The following is a 23526-nucleotide window of genomic DNA, read 5'->3' as shown; positions in this document are numbered from 1 at the left end:
TTAAGGTAATTCTTGTTGTTATTTTTTATTGTATTTCTTATTATTCGTAATTTGTTTGTGGATATTAGTGTTAATAAGGTTAAAGTAATGTGTTTAGTTTGTTATATTATAAATGTTAACTTTTTGTATTGCTAAAAAAGTTTCTAATATTAGAATAAGATTAGGGTTATTCCATTAAGTTAGAAGTTAATATGTAGAATTTTTATGATTTATGTCATATTGATGCGAAAACTACGGTTATACATTTGTCTCAGAAAATAAAAGATAAGGTAACAATGTCGGAGTTACCTAGTATTTAAAAACGTTCTTTTTTAGTCTGTTTTTTATTATGTAAACTTAATTGTGTTTATTTTATTTACAGTGATTTTATATACCTGTAAAACGTCGAAAAGGGGAATGCAAGGCAGTTGATGTATTAATACCTCCAGAGGGAGAGGAGGTGTACACGGATTAAAAAAGATTATTATTAATTTTTTTTAATTATTTACATTATGAGACGATGTGCGCAAGTTTTAATTGGAGTTTTGATTATTGGTATGAGTTCATTATTAGCTAGTTGCAGTGCAGACGATAATAATAACTTAGAAATTGACAAAGCATTAAGTGTTAACAGTATTAATATTGAAAAAACATGGATTGTAGCTCATTTCGACTTCCAAGAAGGAGTGAGTAGAAGTCATAAAGAAAGATACCAAAAATCACTAATTGAAATTGATATCATGAAAGGTGGAAAGTACCAGGCAATTGACAAATACAGTTTAGAGGAATCTAAAGGAAATTGGGTACTAGAAGGTGAGATGATAAGTCTAGAAAATGATGCCGACGGAGAAGTGAAGAGATACAGAATCATTGATTTGAGTAGAGCAGAAGCTCTAGTTAGTCCAATTAATGTGAAAGAGATCTCACAAATGGAATTAGTGAGCTTTAAGAAATAGCTTCAGATAAGTTCACCTTATTGACAAAAGAGCAATCTATATTTTATAGGTTGCTTTTTTTATTGTATTGAAGTTTAAGTATTGGTGTTTTTTATTTTATTTTGAGAGTTAATGGTTTTTGTAAAATAGTTATGTTAAGTAGCTGTTTTGTAGTAGTATTATTTGTGTTTGTTGTTTATATTTAAAATATTGTTATATTTTTCTTGTTTGTTCATTAAACAATTTTAATTTTGCAAAAAAAATAATATAAAAAGATGGAACAATTTACTACACAGAAAAGTGCAACTACACCTCCTCAAGAGAATAAGAAAGTAGTAGCTGGTATTTTAGGAATTTTATTACCTATTTTCGCTATCCATAAATTCTACTTAGGGTATACTAAAGAAGGTGTTATCCAATTAATCTTAGGATTAGTTACTTGTGGATTTGCTGGAATCATTGGACTTATTGAAGGAATTATCTATTTAACTAAAACAGATGAGGAGTTCTATAATACATACCAAGCAAACAAAAAAGGTTGGTTCTAATACATAGAAACATATAAACAAAAAGCCACTATTCAGTGGCTTTTTTCGTTTGTCTTGTACTTAGATAAGTCGCAAGAAGGGCTATTATAGTCATGCCTATAAGCGTATAGAAGAACCCATTCCAATTGCCTTTATTCACAAAGACTCCTGTAGAACTGCCTATAATACTTGAGCCTATATAATAAAAGAACCAATACAAGGCTGTAGCGGAACTTTTAGCTTCCTTACCTAGAGTTGTAACTACTCTGCTAGCGACGGTGTGTCCACTAAAGAATGAGATGGTGAAGAAAGTCAATCCTAATAGGATAATAACAAGATTGTCCATATACATACCTATTACACCTATTAACATTAATCCTAAAGCAATCAATAGTATTTTACGAGGAGAATATCTATCTGATAAAGATCCGGCAACCATATTACCAAAAATACCAAATGCGTACATTAAGAATATCATAGCGATTAGGTAATGAGGTAAGTTATAAGGTGCTGACTCAAGTTTAAAACCTAAAAAGTTATACACACTCACGAAGGCTCCCATTAGACAGATTGCTACGAGGTACATAGCTAGTATCTTATAGTTTCTAAAGATAGATTTCATCTGTCGTAACTTGTGTTTTATTTTTAGTTTTTTAGGAGTGAAGAATCTAGACTCTGGAAATAAGATATAAAAAGCAACGGCAATAACTACAGCGAGTATACCAATGGTAAATACTGCTGCTTGCCAACCTAGCCACCCAGATACTAATGCGGCGACAATTCTTCCAAACATTCCTCCAAAAGTATTTCCTGCCAAGTAAAAACTTATGGCAGTCCCGATGTATTTAGGGTCTATTTCTTCTGCTAAGTAGGCTAATGTCACTGCTGATACCCCTGATATGCACATTCCTTTTATAAAGTTAATATTGACTAAGATAGAAAAATCACTAGCCCATACAGATAAGAGGGTGAGCATCGTAGAGGTGACTAGAGAGAAGAGCATGATGTCTTTACGTGGATAACTATCTGCGATAAATGCAAAAAGTAATAGACCAATAGCCATACCTAAAGTACTAGCAGATACTAGATAGCTGCTTTCAGAAGGTGTTACTTTAAAGTATTGTGTGATTTCAGACAGTATAGGCTGAAAATTATATAGTTGAGCAAATACAGAGACACCTACTAGAAATATACTCCATTTGATTTTTTTATAAGTAGTAGTTCCTTTAACAGCTCTTATATGAACGACTTCTTCTGTATAGGTGGTGGTATTCATATTCTTTATTTTTTGTAAAGTTACGAGGAAGCTCTATATTAGTAAAACGGTATTTTTCTATCATATCAATCGGTAAAAACGATCAACTCATGGAACTAAGACAACTAAGGTATTTCTTAAAAGCAAAAGAATTACTCAATTTTACGGAAGCTTCTAAGCATTTATTTATTACACAGAGTACATTATCTCAACAAATAAAACAGTTAGAAGAAGAAATAGGCCAACCACTATTTGATAGAATAGGAAAGCGTATAGCACTGACAGAAGCAGGAGAGTTATTCTCTTTTTATGCTGAGAGAAGTATAAGAGCTGCAGAAGATGGAAAGCTCTTATTAGAGGATTTAGAGGGGCTAAAGACAGGAGTATTGCGTATAGGGCTTACTTGGGGACTAAAGTCTTTAGTTCTGTCTTCACTTACTCTTTTTACACAGACATATCCAGAAGTGAAGATAGAGGTGACATTTGGTACGACCAATGAGTTAATGCAGTATCTAGAGAAGCAGTATATTGATTTTGCTCTGACTTTTTTTGATGGAGCACATGAAGAGAATTTCATTTATAAGACTGTATTGATATCAGATATGGCTTTTATGGTTGCTAGAGATTCTGAATTAGCACTTCTAAAAGAGATTAGGCTAAAGGAGATAGAACAGTATAGACTAGCCTTGCCTGTACAGGGGTTCAGTACACGTAACTTTTTAGACAGGGAGTTCGAAAAGTATAATATCCGACCTAATATCGCTATAGAGACTAATCAAACTTCTATGATTATTGACCTTGTCAAAAAAGGAGCTTATCAAACTGTTCTTACTTACGCAACTGTACATGGAGAAAAAGACCTTTATGCTATCCCGATTATAGATAGTGATATGAAGCGAGAAGCTGTTATTATTCAATTAAAAGACAGTTATCTCAAAAAGTCCGTGAGAGTATTTGTCGATTTATTAATGAATGAGAATAAAGATGAGTTAAACACATTATAACTGTATGTTTCAGTCTCTGTTTAGGTAATAAATGAGCTGTTATTTATCATGAAATAGAACTTAATGAGATTTATTTTAAAAAAGGTCGAATTGTGATTACTTTAATTTTAACGTTATAAAATTTAATTAATTAAAAAATGAAGAGTTAATACTTGTGTTTGTTTGATAGAATCCGTGTATACATTAGTATACCGATAATATAACTAATTGAGTTTACATAAATTGATAAGTTTTTTTCTTTTGTTAGCCACTTTACTTTTTTATATTTGCGATTATTTAATTTGATTCTAAATAAAAACAAACGAGTAAATGATAAGAATATTATTAATTCTTATACTGATAATAGTTTCTTTCATCTCTGTATTTGTTGGCGTAAAAGATATATCTGTATTTGATATACACCGACTAGATCAGGATGAGATATTGGTTATGTTAGTAAGTAGATTACCCCGTATGATATCTGTATTAATAGCAGGTATTGGTATGAGTATTTCTGGATTGATTGTACAACAGATTTCTCTTAACAAATTTGTCTCACCGACTACGATGGGGACTTTAGACGCTTGTAAGATGGGAATATTATTTAGTATGATATTATTTCCAGGAGGAGGGATGGTCTATAAGATGATCTTATCATTTACAATAGCTTTATTAGCAAGTGTTATTTTCTTAAAGATCTCGAGTAAGATAAAAATGCGCAATATCATTTTTATTCCATTAGTAGGGATAGTTTTTGGAAATATCCTTAATGCGATATCTACGTTCTTTGCTTATAAAACGAACTTGGTTCAGAATATGGAAGGTTGGCTGATAGGAGACTTTTCATCTATTATCAAAGGGAACTATGAGATTTTATACTTAGGAGTTCCGATTGTGTTCTTGAGCTATTTATACGCTAATAAGTTTACTATCGTAGGTTTAGGAGAAGACACCGCGAGTAGTTTAGGATTAGACCATAAGAAGATTACTTATCTAGGATTGATATTTGTAGCTATTACTTCTACTGTAGTAGTTCTGACAGCAGGTGTGATTCCTTTTTTAGGATTGATTATTCCTAATATTGTGAGTTTGATGTTTGGAGATAATCTTAAGAAGACGATTAGTTATACAGCATTGATAGGAGCGATCTTTTTAATGGTATGTGATATAATAAGCAGAATGTTAATAGCACCTTATGAGATTCCGATAGGATTAACAGTAAGTATCATTGGTGGATTAATATTTTTAATACTAATATTTAAACGCGCTAAACATGTTTAAGAACAAGATTATTACAGTTTTAGCAGTTGTTTTATTATTATTCATTGCTATATATATGTTCACCTTTACGGGAACCAAATTAGATTATGTATTACCTAGAAGAGGATATAAGGTTATTGCGATGATTTTAATATCGTTTGCTATAGGGTATTCCTCTATTATATTTCAGACAATATCAGCTAATAGAATCTTGACACCTTCTATTATGGGGTTTGATTCATTCTATTTGTTGTTACAGTCTTTGCTAGTGTTTGCTTATGGAGATAGAACATTTCAGGTTCTTAATTCAGAAACCAACTTTGCGATATCTGTAGTATTAATGTTAGGATTCTCTTTAGTGATGTACTATTTAGTATTCAGAAGAGAGAGTAAGAGTATGTATTTATTACTATTAGTGGGACTGTTAATGGGAACACTGTTTAGGAGTTTCTCTTCTTTTATAGTAATGCTTATTGATCCTAATGAATTCTTAATCATACAGTCGGCAATGTTTGCTTCGTTTGATAAGATAAACCTAAATCTATTGACTATATCCGCTGTCTTATTAATAGCCTCTATGCTAGTGGGGATTAAATATTTTAGACAGTTAGATGTACTTAGTTTAGGTAGGGAGAATGCCATAAGTCTTGGGGTAGACTATCATAAAGTGATCAAAGCTAATTTGCTTATTATCTCTGTGATGGTAGCTATTTCTACGGCATTGGTAGGGCCTATTACGTTCTTAGGAATATTAGTTGCCAATTTGACTTACGAGCTTGTGAAGAGTAGTAAGCATAGTTATATGGTACTAGCATGTTGTTTGCTAACAGCGGTTACTGTTGTAGGAGGACAATATCTAGTGGAGCATCTCTTTAATATGAGTACTACTATTAGTATTATTATCAATTTTGTAGGAGGGGTGTATTTTATTTATTTATTATTAAAAAGTAACAAAGGATGATAGAAGTAAAGAATGTATCTAAGACGTATGGTGAGAAGATGATTCTAAATGATGTGTCAGTTTCTTTTCCAAAAGGAAAAATCACATGTCTAGTAGGAGGGAACGGAACAGGTAAGAGTACTCTGTTATCTATTATTAGTCGTTTAGTCGCTAAAGACTCAGGACTTATCAATTTATTAGATCAAGATATTGTCAATTTTAAGAATAGAGATTTCGCAAAAAGATTATCAATCTTAAAACAAGCAAATCATCCTAATGTAAGGTTAACAGTTAAAGAGTTAGTCGAGTTTGGGCGCTTTCCACATTCTCAAGGTAGAATGAACGCTATCGATCATGAGAAGGTAGAGGAGAGTATTGCTTTTATGGGACTAACAGATATTCAAGAACAATACATAGATGAATTAAGTGGAGGACAGCGTCAACGTACTTTCTTAGCGATGGTGTTGGCTCAGGATACAGAGTATATTCTGTTAGACGAACCACTTAATAATTTAGATATGAAACACTCTGTCGAGATTATGAAGATTCTTCGAATTTTGGCAGATGATTATGGAAAGACCATAATTATTGTAGTGCACGACATTAATTATGCTTCTTCGTATGCAGACTATATTGCAGCAGTTAAAGATCATAAGATTATCCATTTCGGATTAACGGATGATATTATTCGCGAGGATATTATGAAAGAAGTTTTCGATATAGATATGACTATTGTAGATAACTGTAATAATAAGGTGTGTATATACTTTAAATAATTTTAACTAATCGAGTTGTTATGAGTAAATTTTTAATAAGCTGCGTGGCAGCTTCAGCTTTAATCTTTACGTCTTGTAAAGAAACGAAGACAGAGACTACAGAGGAGAATGTAGCAAAAGTGACAGTTGAGCACTTGTCAGGAACTACTGAAGTAAAAGAAAACCCTAAAAACACTGTTATTCTTAGTTATGGAATGATAGATACTTTTGAGGATTTAGGTATAGAATTTAAAGGAGCTCCTAAAGGTAATATGCCTGCTTACTTATCTAAATATGCAGATGATGCTAATTTAGTAGATGTAGGTGGTATTAAAGAACCTAATATGGAGAAAATAAATGCAGCTGAACCAGAACTTATCATTATCGCAGCTCGTACTGCTTCTATGTATGATGAGTTTAGTAAAATAGCTCCTACTATTAATCTTGATATTGATATTAAAGATTATATGAATTCTTTTAAAGCTAGCCAACGTACAGTAGGTAAGTTGTTTGGTAAAGAAGAGTTGGTAGAGAAAGAGTTAAAAGTAATCGATGAGCGTGTGGCTAAGATTAACGAGACTACTGCTAAATCTGAGAAAAGAGGTTTAGTTGTGCTTGCTAACGAAGGACGTTTAAGTGCTTATGGAAAAGGATCTCGTTTCGGGATTATCCATGATGTATTCGGATTAAAACCTGCTGATCAAAACATCGAAGCTGCTACACATGGTCAAGCGATCTCTAATGAGTTCATTAAAGAATTAAACCCAGATTACATCTTCGTAATCGATAGAGGAGCTGCTATTAAGAGAGCGACTATGGGTAAAGAGGAGTTTGCTAATGCATTAGTAAAACAAACAAACGCATATAAAAATGATAAAATCATTTTCTTAAACCCAGAAATATGGTATTTATCAGGAGGAGGACTTAAGTCTATCAAAATGATGTTAGACGAAGTTGAGCAAGCAATTGCTGAATAATCTTTAATTTTTTTTGCGATAAAAGCTATCTGAATAAGGTAGCTTTTATTGTGAAATAGTGTTGTGGCTTGAGCAAATTCTTGTTAGAAGAGGCCAAGCGTGTGCTGTTTTTAGAATAGAAATCAAAACAGTGTGTATAAAAAAATCCCTAATGATTATTCGTTAGGGATTTTTTGTATGATATAAAGATTTATTATTCTTCTACTTCGTCAAATACTGGAACAGGGCGTTTGCTCTCATTGATCGCTACTAAAGTAAATGTACCAGTCATCGCTTTTTCTCTTCCTTCTCTGTACATACTTTCTACGAATACATCTACGCGTACATCTAGACTCGTTCTTCCTACACGTACTACTGTCCCGATAAGCTCTACTAGTGTTCCTGCAGGGATAGGATGATTAAAATCAATCTTATCACTAGATACAGTTACAATAGGTTTACGACAGAATCGTGTAGCTGTCATGAATGCTATCTCATCCATAATGTACATTACCGCTCCACCGAACATGGTGTTGTGGTGATTAGTTTGTCCTGGGAATACAGCTTTAAATACGTGTGTTTCCGAATCCTTTATTTTTTTTTGGATACGTAACTCTCTGTTTGTTAATTGACCTTCCATATTGTTGTAATGATTCTTTTTTTGAGTTAGTTATTACTTTTAATATTCATAAATTATGGAATAGCTATTTTGGCTTTTAGTTGTTTAGTATACTATTCTTTCTAAAATGTCATAAGGGAAAGATATTAGTATAGCTATGTTGCTTCAAATCGCGAAAGCAATACCATAATATTATACTTCTACTATGTAGGTGATCTGACTTATAATTAGTACTAATTACTTACAGTTGCGCGACAGCTCGTGAGTTTCACACGATTCCCCTAACAGAGTAGTTTATTCAATGTATAACCTTGCAAATATAAGTACTATAAATGGGAAATGATTAATCTAGTGTAAATCTTAGTTCATTTTTAACCCAGATTATGTATTTGGCATCTAAACGAATAGTTATTATACAAAATTGGCCTACAAGAGTGATTTTACTTAAAGTATGGTTATATCGCTAATGGAAGAACCATGGGACAGAATTGCTTTGTAGTATTGGGTTGATATGTAAGGTGAGTCTGAGGTTGATAAAGCTTTTAGGGGGAGTTATTTCTTGTATTAATCAGTGTATATTTTGCCTTGATTTGTATGTAAAAAAGCCTTATTTAGATCTAATTAGCGATACGTAATCTGATTTATAAAGTGAATAGCTTAAATTGACTATTTATGTCTTTATTTATTATTGTTCTAAATAGCGGTGTTTTTAAATTACATTTCTGTTTTTAATATTTTTTATAAGTTATTTATTTGATAGGGAATGTTATATATGATATTGTTATAATACTGTCTCACTATTTTTAATATACTTTAAGGGGTAGTATATTTAGAATCATTAAAAATAAGAATAGTAAAAATGAAGACAATTAAATTAGCCTTGATGTGTTGTGTAGTTGCAATGACTATGACATCTTGTTATACAGCAAAAGTAGCAGTAGGTGATACTGATCTAACAATGCCTGTGGTAGAAGTAAACAAAAAGAAGAATCATGCACTTATAGCAGGTTTAATTCCTTTAAACAAAGGGTATAAAGGAAGTGAACTAGCAGATAAGAAAACGAACTATGTTGTGAAGACTCAGATGAGCTTTGTAGATGGTCTATTAGGATGTATTACTTTTGGTATTTACACTCCTACGACTACCACTATCTATGTACCTATGGAGGACTTTAAGAAATAGTTGTTGCTCTTAGAAGTATTAAAAAGGATTAGGTAATCAGGAGGTTATCTAATCCTTTTTTTGATTTAAGCGTCACATCAGTTATCATCATCAGATTATATAGTTCATTATTCTACCTAATGTACTATAAAATGAATCTGATAGATAATATAAAAGTTCTATTAGGTATAATAGCATAGTGTATCTACTTCATTTCTATCGGTTGTTTAGGCAGGAATGAAGTAGAGTACTACACTATATCTGATCAGCTAATCTAGAGCTATTTCTTCGTGATATAAACTTGTGCTATTCAGTGTCTCTTCTTTGTTTTTCCACATTGTCCAGATATGGATCGTACCGTAAGTCCATTGTTCTTTCAGTGTGATCAGTCCTATTTTATCCATTCGTTGTCCTACCGTATCATAGATCTGAAATTCCTCTTCTTCATTGTGAAAGATTACGACGCTTAGCAGGTCAGATTCTGCTGTCATGCTGTTATAGCTATTGTCTTCCCATTCTAGTTTGATTTGCTTATCTTCTGTAAGTTCTATTTTATGGATATGCGCTACAGGAAGTGTTCCTATAGATACAGTGACTAGATTGAGTTGTAAGTACCCTCTATTGTCTTCATAGCCGATACCATGTCTGAGTAAAAACGAAGATTGTTGTTCTGTACCATTGATGAGTGATTTTTCACCTTGTCTCATTGGTGTGTATTGATTAATAAATCCTCTTATTTTGGCTAAAAAAGAAGATACAAGTGCCATTTTCTCCTGCTGTATCCGCTGTTTTTCTGAAAAAGGTTTAGTGCTTTTCCTCGCTTTAGATCGCCAGAAATAGCGACCTCGCCATCTTACGCCTATTACGGGACCTACCTTACCAGATACGCCACCTAACATTCCGTTCATTGCTTCTGCCATAATATTGATTTTTAAATGGTTGATTTACTTCTTGTAAAATTAAGATATCAGAAGGGTACTTTTCTTCTAGTTCACTTCTCGTCCATTTATTGAACCCTTGATGAAGCCAGTAAATACGTTTTTAGAGGCAAAAAAAGTTAAAAATACTTTGAATACTATCAGCATTTTATTTACATCTGTCTTTATTGAAAGTTGATTAGACATTTGAGTTTAGCTTATATTTCTATGGTATTGCTAGAGGGTTGCTAGAGGTATCCTTGCACATTCCTTCGAGAAAATGCCTCTCTAGGCAAGTAAACTGCAAGAAAACCCCTAGAATACTCCTAGAATCAGCAAGCGAGATGGTGTAGAGAATATGTCAGCACAAGTAGGATAGATGATTTTTTTAAATTTGTCATGTAAGATATTATGAAGTATAGAATGGTGGAGAGATTGCAATATCAGGGAATGAATTTGAGAGATTATACAGTAAGAATGTTTTAAAGTTTTTTGAAAGTAAGTATTGTTATGAGTTGTAAAAGTGATTATAGAATAATGTAATTACTTGTTTAGAATTAATTTGTTTAGTAGGGGCAAATGCTTATTTTTAGAGTCTATTAAACCAATTATGAAACAATTACATTACGATCGAAAAAACTTAACAGACCAAGAGTTACTTGGACTTTATAAAAAATTACTCAAACCTAGAATGGTAGAGGAAAAGATGCTTATCCTGATCAGACAGGGCAAAGTATCTAAATGGTTCTCCGGAATAGGGCAAGAGGCTATCAGTGTAGGAGTGACTGCTAGTTTAGAGCAGGACGAATACATTCTGCCTATGCACCGAAACTTAGGGGTGTTTACCTCTAGAGATATTCCTTTACACCGCTTGTTCTCTCAATGGCAAGGAAAGGCAAATGGGTTCACTAAGGGACGTGAGCGTTCTTTTCACTTCGGTACACAAGAATATCATATAGTGGGGATGATTTCTCACTTAGGTCCCCAGTTGGGTGTAGCAGATGGTATCGCTCTAGCGCATACCTTGAGAAATGAGAATAAGATAACAGCAGTATTTACAGGTGAAGGAGCTACTTCTGAAGGAGACTTCCACGAGGCGCTGAATATTGCTTCTGTGTGGGACTTACCTGTTCTTTTTGTAATCGAGAATAATGGTTATGGACTGTCGACTCCTACGAATGAGCAGTATAGATGTGAGCATCTAGCAGATCGTGCGATAGGATATGGGATGGAAAGTCATATTATAGATGGGAATAATATCTTAGAAGTATACCAGCGGATCAGTGCACTGGCACAATCTATGCGTGAGAATCCTCGTCCTGTATTGATAGAGTTCTTGACCTTTAGAATGCGTGGGCACGAAGAAGCTAGTGGTACAAAGTATGTGCCTCAAGAACTGATGGATATGTGGCAACTAAAAGACCCTGTGGAGAATTACAGAGCTTATCTAAAAGAAATAGGCGTACTGACAGATGCTTTAGACGAACAGATTAGAGAAGAGTTTAAACAAGAGATAGACAAGGACTGGAAGGCAACACAAGAAGAGCCTGCTATAGTAGCTGACTTGGTTACGGAGCTAAATGATATGTATGCTCCTTATCAGTATGAAGATATACAACCAACAGCAGAAGTAGCTAATATTCGACTGATAGATGCGATATCAGAAGGGTTAAAACAATCTTTTGAACGCCATGATAACTTAATCATCATGGGGCAAGATATTGCAGAATACGGAGGTGCATTTAAAGTAACAGATGGTTTCGTAGAGCAGTTTGGCAAAGGGCGTATTCGCAATACACCTATCTGTGAGAGCGCAGTAGTCTCTGCCGCGATGGGGTATTCTATCAATGGAGGAAAAGCGATTATGGAGATGCAGTTTGGCGATTTTGTATCTACTGGGTTTAATCCGATTGTAAACTATTTGGCAAAGATACATTACAGATGGAATGAGAAGGCAGATGTGGTCGTGCGTATGCCGTGTGGTGGTGGTACACAAGCAGGCCCATTCCACTCACAGACCAATGAAGCTTGGTTTACAAAAACACCAGGACTTAAGGTAGTGTACCCTGCTTTTCCGTATGATGCAAAAGGGCTAATGGCTACTGCTATTAATGACCCTAATCCTGTGATCTTCTTTGAGCACAAACTGTTGTATAGGAGTATTTATCAGGATGTACCTAAGGATTATTATACACTGCCGTTTGGAAAGGCGAGTGTGTTGAGAGAAGGGGCAGATGTGACCGTAGTGACCTTTGGAGCAGGAGTGCATTGGGCGATGGAAGTGCTAGACAAGCACCCTGATATTAAGGCTGATTTGATAGATTTACGAACTTTACAACCTTTAGATGAGGAAACTGTATTTAAATCAGTGAAAAAAACAAATAAAGTTATAATTTTGCAGGAAGATTCCTTATTCGGAGGAATTGCAAGTGATATGTCGGCGATGATTATGGAGAATTGTTTTGAAGACTTAGATGCACCTGTAAGAAGGGTAGCCAGTTTAGAGACAGCCATACCATTTGTGAAAGCTTTAGAAGATCAATATCTGCCTAAGGACAGATTTGAAACAGCGCTATTAGATTTGATAGCCTACTAGAATAGAAAAGAACTACACAACTATAACAAGAATATGAATAACACAATCACAAAAACGGGTTTTGAGTTTCCAAATCAAAAGTCAGTTTACCGCGGAAAAGTAAGAGAAGTTTATAATATAGCAGACGACTTATTAGTTATGGTTGCTACAGATAGATTATCGGCTTTTGACGTTATTATGCCTAAGGGAATTCCCTTTAAAGGACAAATCCTAAATCAGATAGCAACCAAGTTTATGGAGATGACAAGTGACATCGTTCCTAACTGGTTAGTAGCTACACCTGATCCTAATGTAGCGGTGGGGCATGTATGTGAGCCGTTTAAGGTGGAGATGGTGATCAGAGGTTATCTAGCTGGGCATGCTGCTCGTGAGTATGCAGAAGGAAAGAGAGTGTTATGCGGAGTGACTTTGCCAGAAGGGTTAAAAGAGAATGATCAATTGCCATCACCTATTATCACTCCATCTACTAAAGAAGATTTAGGAGCTCATGATGTAGATATCTCGAGAGAAGATATCTTGGCAAGAGGGATTGTCTCTGAAGAAGATTATTTGGTATTAGAGCAATACACACACGCACTGTATCAGAGAGGAAGTGAGATAGCAGCAGAGCGCGGTTTGATCTTAGTGGATACTAAATATGAATTTGGGAAGACTAAAGACGGAAAGATTGTGTTAATCGATGAGATACATACGCCAGATTCTTCTAGATACTTCTATGCAGAGGGCTATGAAGAAAGACAAGCAAAAGGGGAGGCTCAAAAGCAATTGTCTAAAGAGTTCGTCAGACAATGGTTAATCAGCAATGGCTTTCAAGGAAAAGAAGGACAGGCAATACCAGAGATGACGGATGAGTATATCAATAGTGTATCAGATAGATATATAGAGCTATATGAGAAGATTATAGGAGAACCATTTGTGAAGGCTGATATCTCTAATATTAATGAACGTATAGAGAATAATGTTTTAGCTTTTTTGGCTAAGAGATAATTAATAAATTATGGAGTTACTAAAGAGTTTACAGTGGCGTTATGCTACTAAGAAATATAATAGTTCAGTTAAGATAGCAGACGAAAAAGTAATGCAGATCATCGAGGCAGCTCGTATGGCACCTACTTCTTCTGGATTACAACCTTTCGAGATGATCTTAATCAAGAATCAAGAGTTAAAAGAGAAGCTATTACCTGTGATTATGAATCAAAGTCAGGTGGTGGATAGTTCACATGTTTTGGTTTTTGCCGCTTGGGATGCTTATACAGAAGAGCGCATTGATGCTGTGTTTGATAATGTAGAGAAGACGAGAGAGTTAGCTCCTGGTGCTATGAATGATTATAAAGGATTTATCAAAGGTAACTTTGCAGCAATGTCACAAGAGAAGCAAGCAGAGCATGCAGCTCGTCAGGCTTATATTGCTTTTGGTATGGCTATCGCAGCAGCAGCTGAGTTAAGAGTAGATGCTTCGCCTATGGAGGGCTTCTACAATGATCAGTTAGATGAGGCATTAGGTTTAGATAAGAAAGGACTGAAAAGTGTAACTATTTTAGCGATAGGAGAAAGAGATCATGAAAATGATTGGTTATTACCTATGAAGAAAGTACGTTTTGCACTAGAAGATATTTTAACAATTATCGAATAATAGATATCCCCTCTTGGTAGGGGATATTTTTTTATATGTGATTACGAAATTCATAATATCGTTTTGTTAAAAATACTTTAATTTTTACTTAGTGTAATTTTTTTACTGTTTTTTTGATTGATTATCAAAAGATGTATGTATTAATTCAATATAATGAAGAAGTATGTACTAGCTTTTTTAGTGATATTATTTTATATTCGTAACAAGTAAATTAGTGTATTTTACAATGAGTCAAAAAGAAACAAAAACGGCTCTTTCTTACGATGATTTTAAGAAAGAAGTAATTCAAGATTATAAGATTGCGAAACTAAGTAGAGAATGTAGTTTACTTGGTAGACGTGAAGTGCTTACAGGAAAAGCGAAGTTTGGAATTTTTGGAGATGGAAAAGAGGTGCCGCAGTTAGCTATGGCGAAGGCTTTTCAGAATGGAGACTTTAGATCTGGATATTACCGCGATCAGACTTTTATGATGGCGATAGGACAATTGACAGTAGAACAATTTTTTGCAGGACTTTTTGGACATGCTGATTTAGAGAATGATCCGATGTCTGGAGGTCGTCAGATGGGAGGGCACTTCGCTACTCACAGCTTAGACGAGAACGGAAATTGGAAAAAATTAGTTGACCAAAAAAACTCAAGTGCAGATATATCACCTACAGCTGGGCAAATGCCTAGATTATTAGGATTAGCTCAAGCTTCTAAATTTTATAGAGAGTTTGCAGATGCTGATAAAGAAGGAAACTTCTCTGTAAATGGTAATGAGGTAGCATGGGGTACGATAGGTAATGCTTCTACTTCAGAAGGATTATTCTTCGAGACGATCAATGCTGCTGGGGTATTACAAGTACCTATGGTAATGAATGTGTGGGATGACCAATACGGTATCTCTGTACACGCAAAATACCAAACTACAAAAGAGAATATCTCTGAGATATTAAAAGGATTCCAAAGAGATGAACACGGTAATGGATATGAAATCTTACGTGTGAAAGGATGGGATTATGTAGCTTTAGTAGATACTTATAACCAAGCTTCTAAAATAGCTAGAGAAGAGCACGTACCTGTATTAGTACACGTACAAGAGTTAACTCAACCTCAAGGACACTCTACATCGGGTTCTCATGAGAGATATAAGAGCCCAGAGCGTTTAGCTTGGGAAGTAGAGCACGACTGTATCGTTCAGATGAGAAACTGGATGATTACTTCTGATATTGCTACTGCGGAAGAGTTAGATGAGCTAGATAAACAACTTAAAAAAGAAGTTTTAGAAGGCAAAAAAGCAGCTTGGAAAGCTTATGTAGATCCAATCATCGCTGAGCGTAATGAATTAGTAGCTTTATTAGGTACTGTAGCTGCATCTAGTGCAAATAGAGTATTTATAGAGAAAATGGCTAATGATTTAGCTGGTATTAAAGAGCCAATCAGAAGAGATGTAATCACTACAGCTCGTAAGGTACTGAGAATGGTGATTAAAGAATCAGGTAAAGGTGCATTAGTGCAGTATATCGATGATTTCTTCGCTAAGAACCAACCTAGATATAGCTCTCACCTAATGACGGGTACAGCTACAGCTATTGAAGAGGTATTGCCTACTTATGATGCAGATGCTACAGAAGTAGATGCTCGTGTAGTACTAAGAGATAACTTCGATACTATCTTAGAAAATCATAAAAATGTGATGATCTTCGGAGAGGATTCTGGTAATATCGGTGACGTAAACCAAGGATTAGAAGGACTTCAAGAGAAACATGGATTAAATAGAGTAACAGATACTGGTATTAGAGAGGCTACTATCTTAGGTCAAGGTATCGGTATGGCAATGCGTGGGCTAAGACCTATCGCTGAGATTCAGTACTTAGATTACTTATTATATGCTATCCAAATCATGAGTGATGATTTAGCTACTCTTCAATATAGAACAGTAGGTCGCCAAAAAGCTCCATTGATTGTTAGAACACGTGGTCATAGATTAGAAGGTATCTGGCATTCAGGATCTCCTATGGGGATGATTATAAATGCAATCAGAGGAATGCATGTATTAGTTCCAAGAGATATGACAAAAGCAGCAGGATTCTACAATACTTTATTAGAGAGTGATGAGCCTGCTTTATTAATCGAGTGTCTTAATGGATACCGCTTAAAAGAGAAAATGCCTAATAACTTAGGGCAGTTTAAAACTCCTATCGGTGTAGTAGAGACCATCAAAGAAGGAAAAGATATGACAATCGTATCTTATGGTTCTACCTTAAGAATTATAGAGCAAGCTGCAAAAGAGTTGTTAGAAGTAGGAATAGATGTTGAGATTATAGATGCTCAGTCTTTATTGCCATTTGACTTGAACCACGATATCGTGAAGAGTCTTGCTAAAACAAATCGCCTGTTAGTTATCGATGAAGATGTACCAGGTGGTGCTTCTGCTTATATCCTTCAAAAAGTGTTAGAAGAACAAAAAGGATACCGTCACTTAGATAGCGATCCTCAAACATTGACTTCTAAAGCACACAGACCTGCTTATGGTACAGACGGAGATTACTTCTCTAAGCCATCAGCAGAAGATGTTTTTGAAAAAGTTTATGCAATGATGAATGAGGTAAATCCTAATTTATACCCTGCATTATATTAAAAATATGAAGTAAAAACCTCCCAATATGGGAGGTTTTTATTTTAAAAACACTTTTCATTAGATGTTTTGTGAAAAAAATGGTCATTTTGTTCGCGTTTTTATATTGAGATATTATATGTAAAATGCATTTAATACTATCACAGTTAGAGGGGTTTCGGTTCAAATAGTTCCCTATTTATTATGAAAGCATACAAAATATCATTATTTTTGCAATTGTTTTTTTAAACATAGTTATATTATGGTAAACGATTTATTTGACAGAATACAGAAAAATAAAGGGCCTTTAGGAAAATGGGCATCTCAAGCGGAAGGATATTATGTGTTTCCTAAGCTAGAGGGACCTTTGTCAAATCGTATGATGTTTCATGGAAAAGAAGTTATTAACTGGAGTATCAATGATTATTTAGGTTTATCTAATCACCCAGAAGTTAGAAAAGTAGATGCTGAAGCAGCTGCTGAATATGGAGCAGCTTATCCAATGGGTGCTCGTATGATGTCTGGACATACTACAATGCACGAGCAATTACAAAATGAATTAGCAGCATTCGTACAAAAAGAAGCAGCTTATTTATTAAACTTTGGTTACCAAGGGATGGTTTCTATCATCGACGCTTTAGTAACGAAGAATGATGTAATCGTATATGACGTAGATTCTCACGCTTGTATTATTGATGGTGTTCGTTTACATATGGGTAAACGTTTTACTTATAAACACAATGATATCGAAAGTATCGAAAAGAACTTAGAGAGAGCAACTAAAATGGCTGAAACTACAGGTGGAGGTATCTTAGTAATCACTGAGGGAGTATTCGGTATGAGAGGTCAACAAGGTAAATTAAAAGAAATAGTAGCTCTTAAAGAGAAATACAACTTCCGTTTATTAGTTGATGATGCTCATGGATTCGGTACTTTAGGTGCTACAGGAGCTGGAGCAGGTGAGGAGCAAGGATGTCAAGATGGTATCGATGTATACTTCTCTACTTTTGCTAAGTCTATGGCTTCTATCGGAGCTTTCGTAGCAGCAGATAAAGATATTATTGATTATTTAAAATATAATTTACGTTCTCAAATGTTCGCAAAATCATTACCAATGATTTTCACTAAAGGAGCATTAAAACGTTTAGAGCTTTTAAGAACTAATCCTGAGTTAAAAGCGAAGTTATGGGAGAATGTTAACTTACTTCAGAATGGATTAAAAGACAGAGGATTTAACATCGGTGATACAAATACTTGTGTTACTCCTGTGTACTTAGAAGGAAGTATTCCTGAGGCAATGGTGATGGTAAATGACTTGAGAGAGAACTACAATATTTTCTTATCAATTGTTGTTTATCCAGTTATTCCTAAAGGAATTATCTTATTGAGAATGATTCCTACAGCGACTCATACTAAAGAGGATATCGATGAGACATTAAAAGCTTATGAAGCTATCCGCGAGAAGTTAGAGAATGGTACTTACAAACAAATTGCAGAAGCAACTACTGTAGATGTATCTAACGCATAATATGTAGATAGAAGATATAAAAAAGGAACCTAAATTTTAGGTTCCTTTTTTTGTGGCTATTATTTTGAACTTTTTGTCAATCGGTAGGCTATGTATATTAGTGGAATAGTTCCGGTCATAACTAATACAGTAGTAAATAAAGCGTCTTCTGTAAATAGAGAAACTATGGAGCTAGCGATAAAACACATTCCTAATTGAATAGTGTTTTGCAGAGCAGCTGCTTTACCTGAGTTATTAGGATATAGCTTTAAAGCTTCTGAAACTACAATAGGATATGATGCTCCATTGACAAAAGCCATTAAACAAAACGGGATTAATAAGGTAGTCAGGGTAGGAGTAGTAAACACTGCTAATGCTGTAAGTGAACTAATAGCGATAACAAATAATGCTATAAAGAAAGGCATTAATACGTCTCCATTTACTCTAGAAGATAGTGTTCTGTATCCAAAGCCACCTACTAAGAAGGCAATGGTCTGAGGTACAAAACTAAAGCCTATTTCGCTTTCATTGTATCCCATTTCTTTTAAGAAGAAAGGTGATCCTGTCAGCCATGCAAAGAAGGCAGCAGAGCACAATGCATAGATAAGTACATTACCTACGTATTTTTTTGACTTAAGTATTTCGAAATAAGAAATACTCTTTGCTTCAACTTGTACTGTTTCTTCTACTTTCTTTTCTTCTTTTATAGTGAAAGTGTATAAAATCAGAAGAACAGATATAATTGCTAATGTGATAAAGATAGATCTCCATCCGAAATGATCTAATAAGTATACTCCTAATAAAGGCGCTAGAGCGGGTGATAGGGCTACTAAAGGCATAATAGATGCAAATACCTTATTCGTCTCGCTAGAAGGATATTTTTCTATAACTAAGGCTTGCCAGCTAACAGCAGCAGCACATACTCCGATAGCTTGTATTAGTCTTAATACGATAAAGGCGATTACGCTATCTGTAAAGAAAATTGCTAAAGAGGAAATAGTGAATATACTAAGACCTATTATAATGGTTTTTGGTTTACCGACTTTGTCAGATATTGGTCCCCACATTAATTGAGCAATAGCATACCCTGCAAGGAATAAACTTAAGGTAGCGCTAATATTACTTTTAGTGGTGTCAAGATCAATACGCATCTTGTCAAAGGCTGGTAAGTACATATCTGTTGCTAAAAATCCTATGATACTTAACCCTACTAGATATACTAAAAAGAAAAAACTATTCTTATGTTGTTGTGGCATATATTAAAAATTTTAGAATCGGCAAAAGTACACTAATTATATACGCGACAAGGGGTTTATTTGTCTAAGAAGGATAAATTAACAGAGGCTATGGAGGGATTGATAGGGTAGTTGTTTGATAATGAGGTTGATTGAAGTAGGAAGGAAATAAAAAAGGATTACCTCTTGTAGAGATAATCCTTATAATATCCAGTTTCTAGCATCGTTTGCGATATCTTGTATGTCTTGTAAGAACATGGAAGTGTGATATCCGTCTGCTATAGCATGATTGACGTAAATAGATAATGGTATTAAAACCTTATCATGCTCTTGATAATACTTGCCAAAACGAATAATTGGCTTTAAAAAATCAGAGTCATGAGAAGTATCTTGACTAATGCTCTCAAAGCTAATCCAGGGGACGCAAGAGATGGGAACAAAATTAGCAGGTAGACCTTCTTTTATCTTTATTCCTTTAACATCCTTGTACTTCTCGATATCAGAGATGATATTGTGGTGAAAAGCTTTAAAGTCATCAGCGTGTTCACTCCATAAATCAGAAAATGTTTTGTCATCTTCGTGAAAGAGGGTGTATTGTGGGGCTAAAAAATTCCATGTGCCTAGTTGACCTTCATGTATACAAGTGCGAAGCTCCTCACTGTTGTTAAGTGCTTTCATGATGATATATAAGAAGGTAGGAAAGAACTTGTATCCTTTACTTTTGTATAGACTGAATACTTCTGTAATTTCTATTTTAATACTTACCGTATATTTTGTCTTTAGAATATTTCGGTAATATTCATAGTAAGGAGTCCTGTTCCACGATTCTAAGTCGATAGGGGTGAATTTAGCTTCCTTTGTCATTGTTTGTTATTTTGTGTAGAAAGGAGTGGCGTGATTATAGAAATAATCGCTAAAGTTTCCATTCTTTTCTAATTTAATGATATCTATATATTCCTCTTTCGTTAAATGAGGTTTACAGAAGTTAGAGATTAAATCTGCTACTTCTTTAAAATCAGTTAATTCTTTAGCGCACTCTATCGCGAATACATAATGAGCATTTTTGTCTAGGATTTCATTAAAAGTCCAACCGATATAAGCTGCATTAATAAGTTCATGCTCAGAAAAGGCAGTTTTTAACTCTTCTAATAAAACAGTAGGTTCAGTCTCTGGTGCTCCTATTTTTACATTCATCTGAGCTTTTAATACAGGGCTACTTAAGGTGTTGAATATACTACCGTTTAGCATTTCTGCTATTTCTTCTACGACTAATTCTTTGTATACTTTAGAAAAAGGATTGACAATGATAGTAGCTCCTAGTGTCATTTCTAAGAAGTCATTTCCTCTTACTTTCATATAATCCATTTCTTGATGTATAGCACTACTATCGTATATTCTATCTGGATGTGTAAAAACAGGAATACAGTTGTTTTCAAAAGCAATAATAGGAGGTGTAGGATCCATGCTACCATCAGTCTTACCTTCTAAAGCTCCTTTTTCAACGAGCACATAAATATCATCTTTTAAGAAACGATTGTAAAATACAATTCTATATTCTGGATTAGTACCTGCTTGCTCAATGATTTGTGCAAGAGTTAAGTTTGTATTTAGTTTTGCAACAGTATTTTTGTTGCGATTGTAATTGGACATTATCTAAATGTATTTTTATTCAAAGATAGAGGATTTAATCATATTCCTTTGATTTGTTTGTATAAAATTGGTAGATAATTCATAAAAAAATAAGGCAGCGAATGGCTGCCTTACTATATTATTTAAAGTACGAAAAAGTTTCGTTGTTCTCTATTTTAAGTAGCGTTTCGTAGATTAATTTGATTGTGTTTTCAACATCATCTCTGTGAACCATCTCTACTGTAGTATGCATATATCTTAGAGGAAGAGAGATAAGTGCTGAAGCAACACCTCCATTGCTATAAGCAAAGGCATCTGTATCTGTACCAGTCACTCTACTCATGGCATTGCGTTGGAAAGGAATATTGTTATGTTCAGCTGTTTCTTCGATTAGCTCTCTTAAGTTATTTTGGATAGCAGGAGCATATCCTACTACAGGACCTCTACCAATCTTATTATCACCTTCGATATTCTTGTCTACCATCGGTGTATTAGAATCATGACAAACATCTGTTACGATAGCTACATTAGGTTTAATCGTTTGTGTGATCATTTCAGCACCTCTTAATCCTACTTCTTCTTGAACTGCGTTTACTATATAAAGCCCAAAAGGTAGTGTCTTGTTATTCTCCTTTAATAAACGAGCTACTTGTGCAATCATAAAACCACCCATTCTGTTGTCAATAGCACGACATACAAAACGATTATTGTTTAAGATAGTGAAAGTATCAGGGTATGTAATCACACAACCTACATGTACTCCTAATGCTTCTACCTCAGCCTTAGAGTCACATCCTAGGTCAATAAAGTTTGTTTCTATTTTTGGAGATTCTTCTTTTCCAGCTCTATTTCTGATATGGATAGCAGGCCATCCGAACACACCTTCTACAATTCCTTTTTTAGTATGGATATGTACACGTTTAGAAGGGGCAATCATGTGATCACTACCACCATTTCTAACTACGTGAATAAAACCTTCTTCAGTGATATACTTAACGTACCAAGAGATTTCGTCAGCGTGCCCTTCTATCACTACTTTATAAGGAGCATCAGGATTGATTATTCCTACAGCAGTACCATAAGTGTCTGTAATAAAAGTGTCTACATAAGGTTTTAGATATTCCATCCAAGTCTTTTGGTTATTTGACTCATGTCCAGTAGGAGATGGGTTATTTAAATATGTTTCTAAAAAAGCTAGTGAACTGTCATCTAGAATTGTCTTTGTACTCATGATTTTATTTTTTTGCTAATTTACCTAATACTATTATTATTACTCAACAAAAAGAGATAATTTTGGAGTATAATTTAGGTTATGAAAAAGCTTTTAGTAATTAGTTTTGTGTTTTTTGTGCAATACCTTATTGCACAAGATAAGAAGCTAGTTGAAGTACCAGAGATACCGCATGAACTCATAATAGAAGGAGATACTATACAGGAATATACTATTCCTGAGATTTATATTGGGGTAGATATTAAAGACGAGAAGTATCGACGTGATATGATTATTCTTCGCAATAGATTGCGTAGAGTATATCCTTATGCAAAGGCAACAGCAGAGAATCTAGTGATTCTTAATGCAAACCTAGATAAGATGACTAGTAATAGTGATAAGCGTAAATATATAAAACGCTCTCAGAAATATCTAGAAGAACAGTTTACAGCGAGATTAAAGAAACTGTCTCGTAATGATGGGAAAGTGCTGATTAAGCTTATTGATCGTCAGACAGGACAGACTGTATATAAATTGATTAAGGAGTTTAAAAGTGGGTGGAAGGCTTTTTGGTCTAATACTGCTGCTCGAACATTCAGTTTAGATTTGAAGTCGGAGTATCATCCTGAACTTTATTTGGATGACTTTTATATAGAAGTACAGTTACAGTATTTGTTTTATACTTTTGAGTTAGAAAGCAGAGAGCCTCATAAGCCTATTCACTTAAATGAACTTAGAAAACAGTGGTCAAACAAGATAGGTAAAGATGAGTTTTTCCCTGCTGAGTTAAGAGAATAATTTCTGTATTCTAAAAAATAAACTACCTTTG

At 34.4% G+C, this 23526-nt stretch carries 21 protein-coding genes and 1 riboswitch; of the genes, 14 read left to right on the top strand and 7 right to left on the bottom strand.

The features are described from left to right. The first annotated feature begins 491 nt into the window (after positions 1 to 491). Positions 492 to 935, top strand: a complete 444-nt coding sequence (locus tag AABL87_RS10805; protein ID WP_006263210.1) for a hypothetical protein — start codon at positions 492 to 494, stop codon at positions 933 to 935. A gap of 254 nt (positions 936 to 1189) precedes the next feature. Beyond that, positions 1190 to 1462, top strand: coding sequence for a TM2 domain-containing protein (locus AABL87_RS10800; RefSeq protein WP_006263211.1), 273 nt, complete (start codon positions 1190 to 1192; stop codon positions 1460 to 1462). 28 nt (positions 1463 to 1490) lie between these two features. Here AABL87_RS10800 and AABL87_RS10795 read toward each other — a convergent pair whose 3' ends face one another. Further along, entirely contained in the window at positions 1491 to 2717 is a 1227-nt protein-coding gene (locus tag AABL87_RS10795) for an MFS transporter (RefSeq protein WP_058699485.1), read from the bottom strand. Positions 2718 to 2806: 89 nt separating this feature from the next. Here AABL87_RS10795 and AABL87_RS10790 point away from each other — a divergent pair, with 89 nt between their 5' ends. From AABL87_RS10790 to AABL87_RS10770, 5 genes are all read left to right on the top strand, one after another. Beyond that, on the top strand, positions 2807 to 3700 hold the full coding sequence (locus AABL87_RS10790; protein ID WP_006263213.1) for a LysR substrate-binding domain-containing protein: 894 nt from the start codon (positions 2807 to 2809) through the stop codon (positions 3698 to 3700). Positions 3701 to 4009: 309 nt separating this feature from the next. Continuing rightward, positions 4010 to 4960 carry an ABC transporter permease gene (locus AABL87_RS10785; protein WP_006259399.1) on the top strand — a complete coding sequence of 317 codons (951 nt, stop codon included), beginning with the start codon at positions 4010 to 4012 and terminating at the stop codon, positions 4958 to 4960. After that, on the top strand, positions 4953 to 5900 hold the full coding sequence (locus AABL87_RS10780) for an iron chelate uptake ABC transporter family permease subunit (RefSeq protein ID WP_006259398.1): 948 nt from the start codon (positions 4953 to 4955) through the stop codon (positions 5898 to 5900). Before AABL87_RS10785 ends, AABL87_RS10780 begins: the two co-directional genes overlap by 8 nt. After that, complete coding sequence (locus AABL87_RS10775) at positions 5897 to 6655, top strand: iron ABC transporter ATP-binding protein (RefSeq protein WP_006259395.1); 759 nt, start codon at positions 5897 to 5899, stop codon at positions 6653 to 6655. The genes AABL87_RS10780 and AABL87_RS10775 overlap by 4 nt, the downstream gene beginning before the upstream one ends. A gap of 20 nt (positions 6656 to 6675) precedes the next feature. Next, a complete protein-coding gene (locus AABL87_RS10770; RefSeq protein WP_006263214.1) occupies positions 6676 to 7611 on the top strand; it encodes a siderophore ABC transporter substrate-binding protein in 936 nt (311 codons plus the stop codon). A 193-nt stretch (positions 7612 to 7804) separates the two neighbouring features. On the opposite strand, the gene AABL87_RS10765 is transcribed toward AABL87_RS10770, so the two are convergent. Beyond that, complete coding sequence (locus tag AABL87_RS10765; RefSeq protein ID WP_006259391.1) at positions 7805 to 8230, bottom strand: acyl-CoA thioesterase; 426 nt, start codon at positions 8228 to 8230, stop codon at positions 7805 to 7807. Between the two features lie 168 nt (positions 8231 to 8398). Further along, positions 8399 to 8538: riboswitch (cobalamin riboswitch) on the bottom strand. A gap of 530 nt (positions 8539 to 9068) precedes the next feature. Between AABL87_RS10765 and AABL87_RS10760 the strand changes: the two genes are divergently transcribed. Next, positions 9069 to 9392: a Bor family protein gene (locus AABL87_RS10760; RefSeq protein ID WP_006263215.1), complete on the top strand. Its 324-nt coding sequence runs from the start codon at positions 9069 to 9071 to the stop codon at positions 9390 to 9392. A 248-nt stretch (positions 9393 to 9640) separates the two neighbouring features. Here AABL87_RS10760 and AABL87_RS10755 read toward each other — a convergent pair whose 3' ends face one another. Next, complete coding sequence (locus AABL87_RS10755) at positions 9641 to 10291, bottom strand: DUF6266 family protein (protein WP_006263216.1); 651 nt, start codon at positions 10289 to 10291, stop codon at positions 9641 to 9643. Between the two features lie 607 nt (positions 10292 to 10898). Here AABL87_RS10755 and AABL87_RS10750 point away from each other — a divergent pair. The 5 genes from AABL87_RS10750 (at position 10899) to AABL87_RS10730 (ending at position 18644) form a co-directional block, all read left to right on the top strand. Further along, entirely contained in the window at positions 10899 to 12884 is a 1986-nt protein-coding gene (locus AABL87_RS10750) for an alpha-ketoacid dehydrogenase subunit alpha/beta (RefSeq protein WP_039329142.1), read from the top strand. Positions 12885 to 12917: 33 nt separating this feature from the next. Continuing rightward, positions 12918 to 13871: a phosphoribosylaminoimidazolesuccinocarboxamide synthase gene (locus AABL87_RS10745; RefSeq protein ID WP_006263218.1), complete on the top strand. Its 954-nt coding sequence runs from the start codon at positions 12918 to 12920 to the stop codon at positions 13869 to 13871. Between the two features lie 10 nt (positions 13872 to 13881). Continuing rightward, complete coding sequence (locus AABL87_RS10740) at positions 13882 to 14517, top strand: nitroreductase family protein (protein ID WP_006263219.1); 636 nt, start codon at positions 13882 to 13884, stop codon at positions 14515 to 14517. Between the two features lie 226 nt (positions 14518 to 14743). Next, positions 14744 to 17140 (top strand): alpha-ketoacid dehydrogenase subunit alpha/beta, encoded by a 2397-nt coding sequence (locus AABL87_RS10735; protein ID WP_341277333.1) that lies wholly within the window; start codon positions 14744 to 14746, stop codon positions 17138 to 17140. A 238-nt stretch (positions 17141 to 17378) separates the two neighbouring features. After that, positions 17379 to 18644, top strand: a complete 1266-nt coding sequence (locus tag AABL87_RS10730; RefSeq protein ID WP_006259382.1) for an aminotransferase class I/II-fold pyridoxal phosphate-dependent enzyme — start codon at positions 17379 to 17381, stop codon at positions 18642 to 18644. A 59-nt stretch (positions 18645 to 18703) separates the two neighbouring features. Here AABL87_RS10730 and punC read toward each other — a convergent pair whose 3' ends face one another. From punC to AABL87_RS10710, 4 genes are all read right to left on the bottom strand, one after another. Continuing rightward, positions 18704 to 19879, bottom strand: coding sequence for a purine nucleoside transporter PunC (gene punC / locus AABL87_RS10725; protein ID WP_006259381.1), 1176 nt, complete (start codon positions 19877 to 19879; stop codon positions 18704 to 18706). 180 nt (positions 19880 to 20059) lie between these two features. Then, the gene (locus tag AABL87_RS10720) at positions 20060 to 20722 is read right to left on the bottom strand and encodes a chloramphenicol acetyltransferase (protein WP_006263221.1); all 663 of its coding nucleotides are present in this window, start codon (positions 20720 to 20722) and stop codon (positions 20060 to 20062) included. Between the two features lie 6 nt (positions 20723 to 20728). Then, positions 20729 to 21508 carry an enhanced serine sensitivity protein SseB gene (locus AABL87_RS10715; RefSeq protein ID WP_006263222.1) on the bottom strand — a complete coding sequence of 260 codons (780 nt, stop codon included), beginning with the start codon at positions 21506 to 21508 and terminating at the stop codon, positions 20729 to 20731. Between the two features lie 118 nt (positions 21509 to 21626). Beyond that, a complete protein-coding gene (locus tag AABL87_RS10710) occupies positions 21627 to 22718 on the bottom strand; it encodes a M42 family metallopeptidase (RefSeq protein WP_006265030.1) in 1092 nt (363 codons plus the stop codon). 81 nt (positions 22719 to 22799) lie between these two features. Between AABL87_RS10710 and AABL87_RS10705 the strand changes: the two genes are divergently transcribed. Beyond that, positions 22800 to 23495, top strand: coding sequence for a DUF4294 domain-containing protein (locus AABL87_RS10705; protein ID WP_006259377.1), 696 nt, complete (start codon positions 22800 to 22802; stop codon positions 23493 to 23495). The last annotated feature ends 31 nt before the right edge of the window (positions 23496 to 23526 follow it).

Source organism: Myroides sp. C4067 (genome assembly GCF_038039665.1).
In the GTDB taxonomy this organism is placed as follows: domain Bacteria; phylum Bacteroidota; class Bacteroidia; order Flavobacteriales; family Flavobacteriaceae; genus Flavobacterium; species Flavobacterium odoratimimum.
Note: the sequence above shows the minus strand (reverse complement) of the source record. Positions and strands in the feature narration are given on the sequence as shown.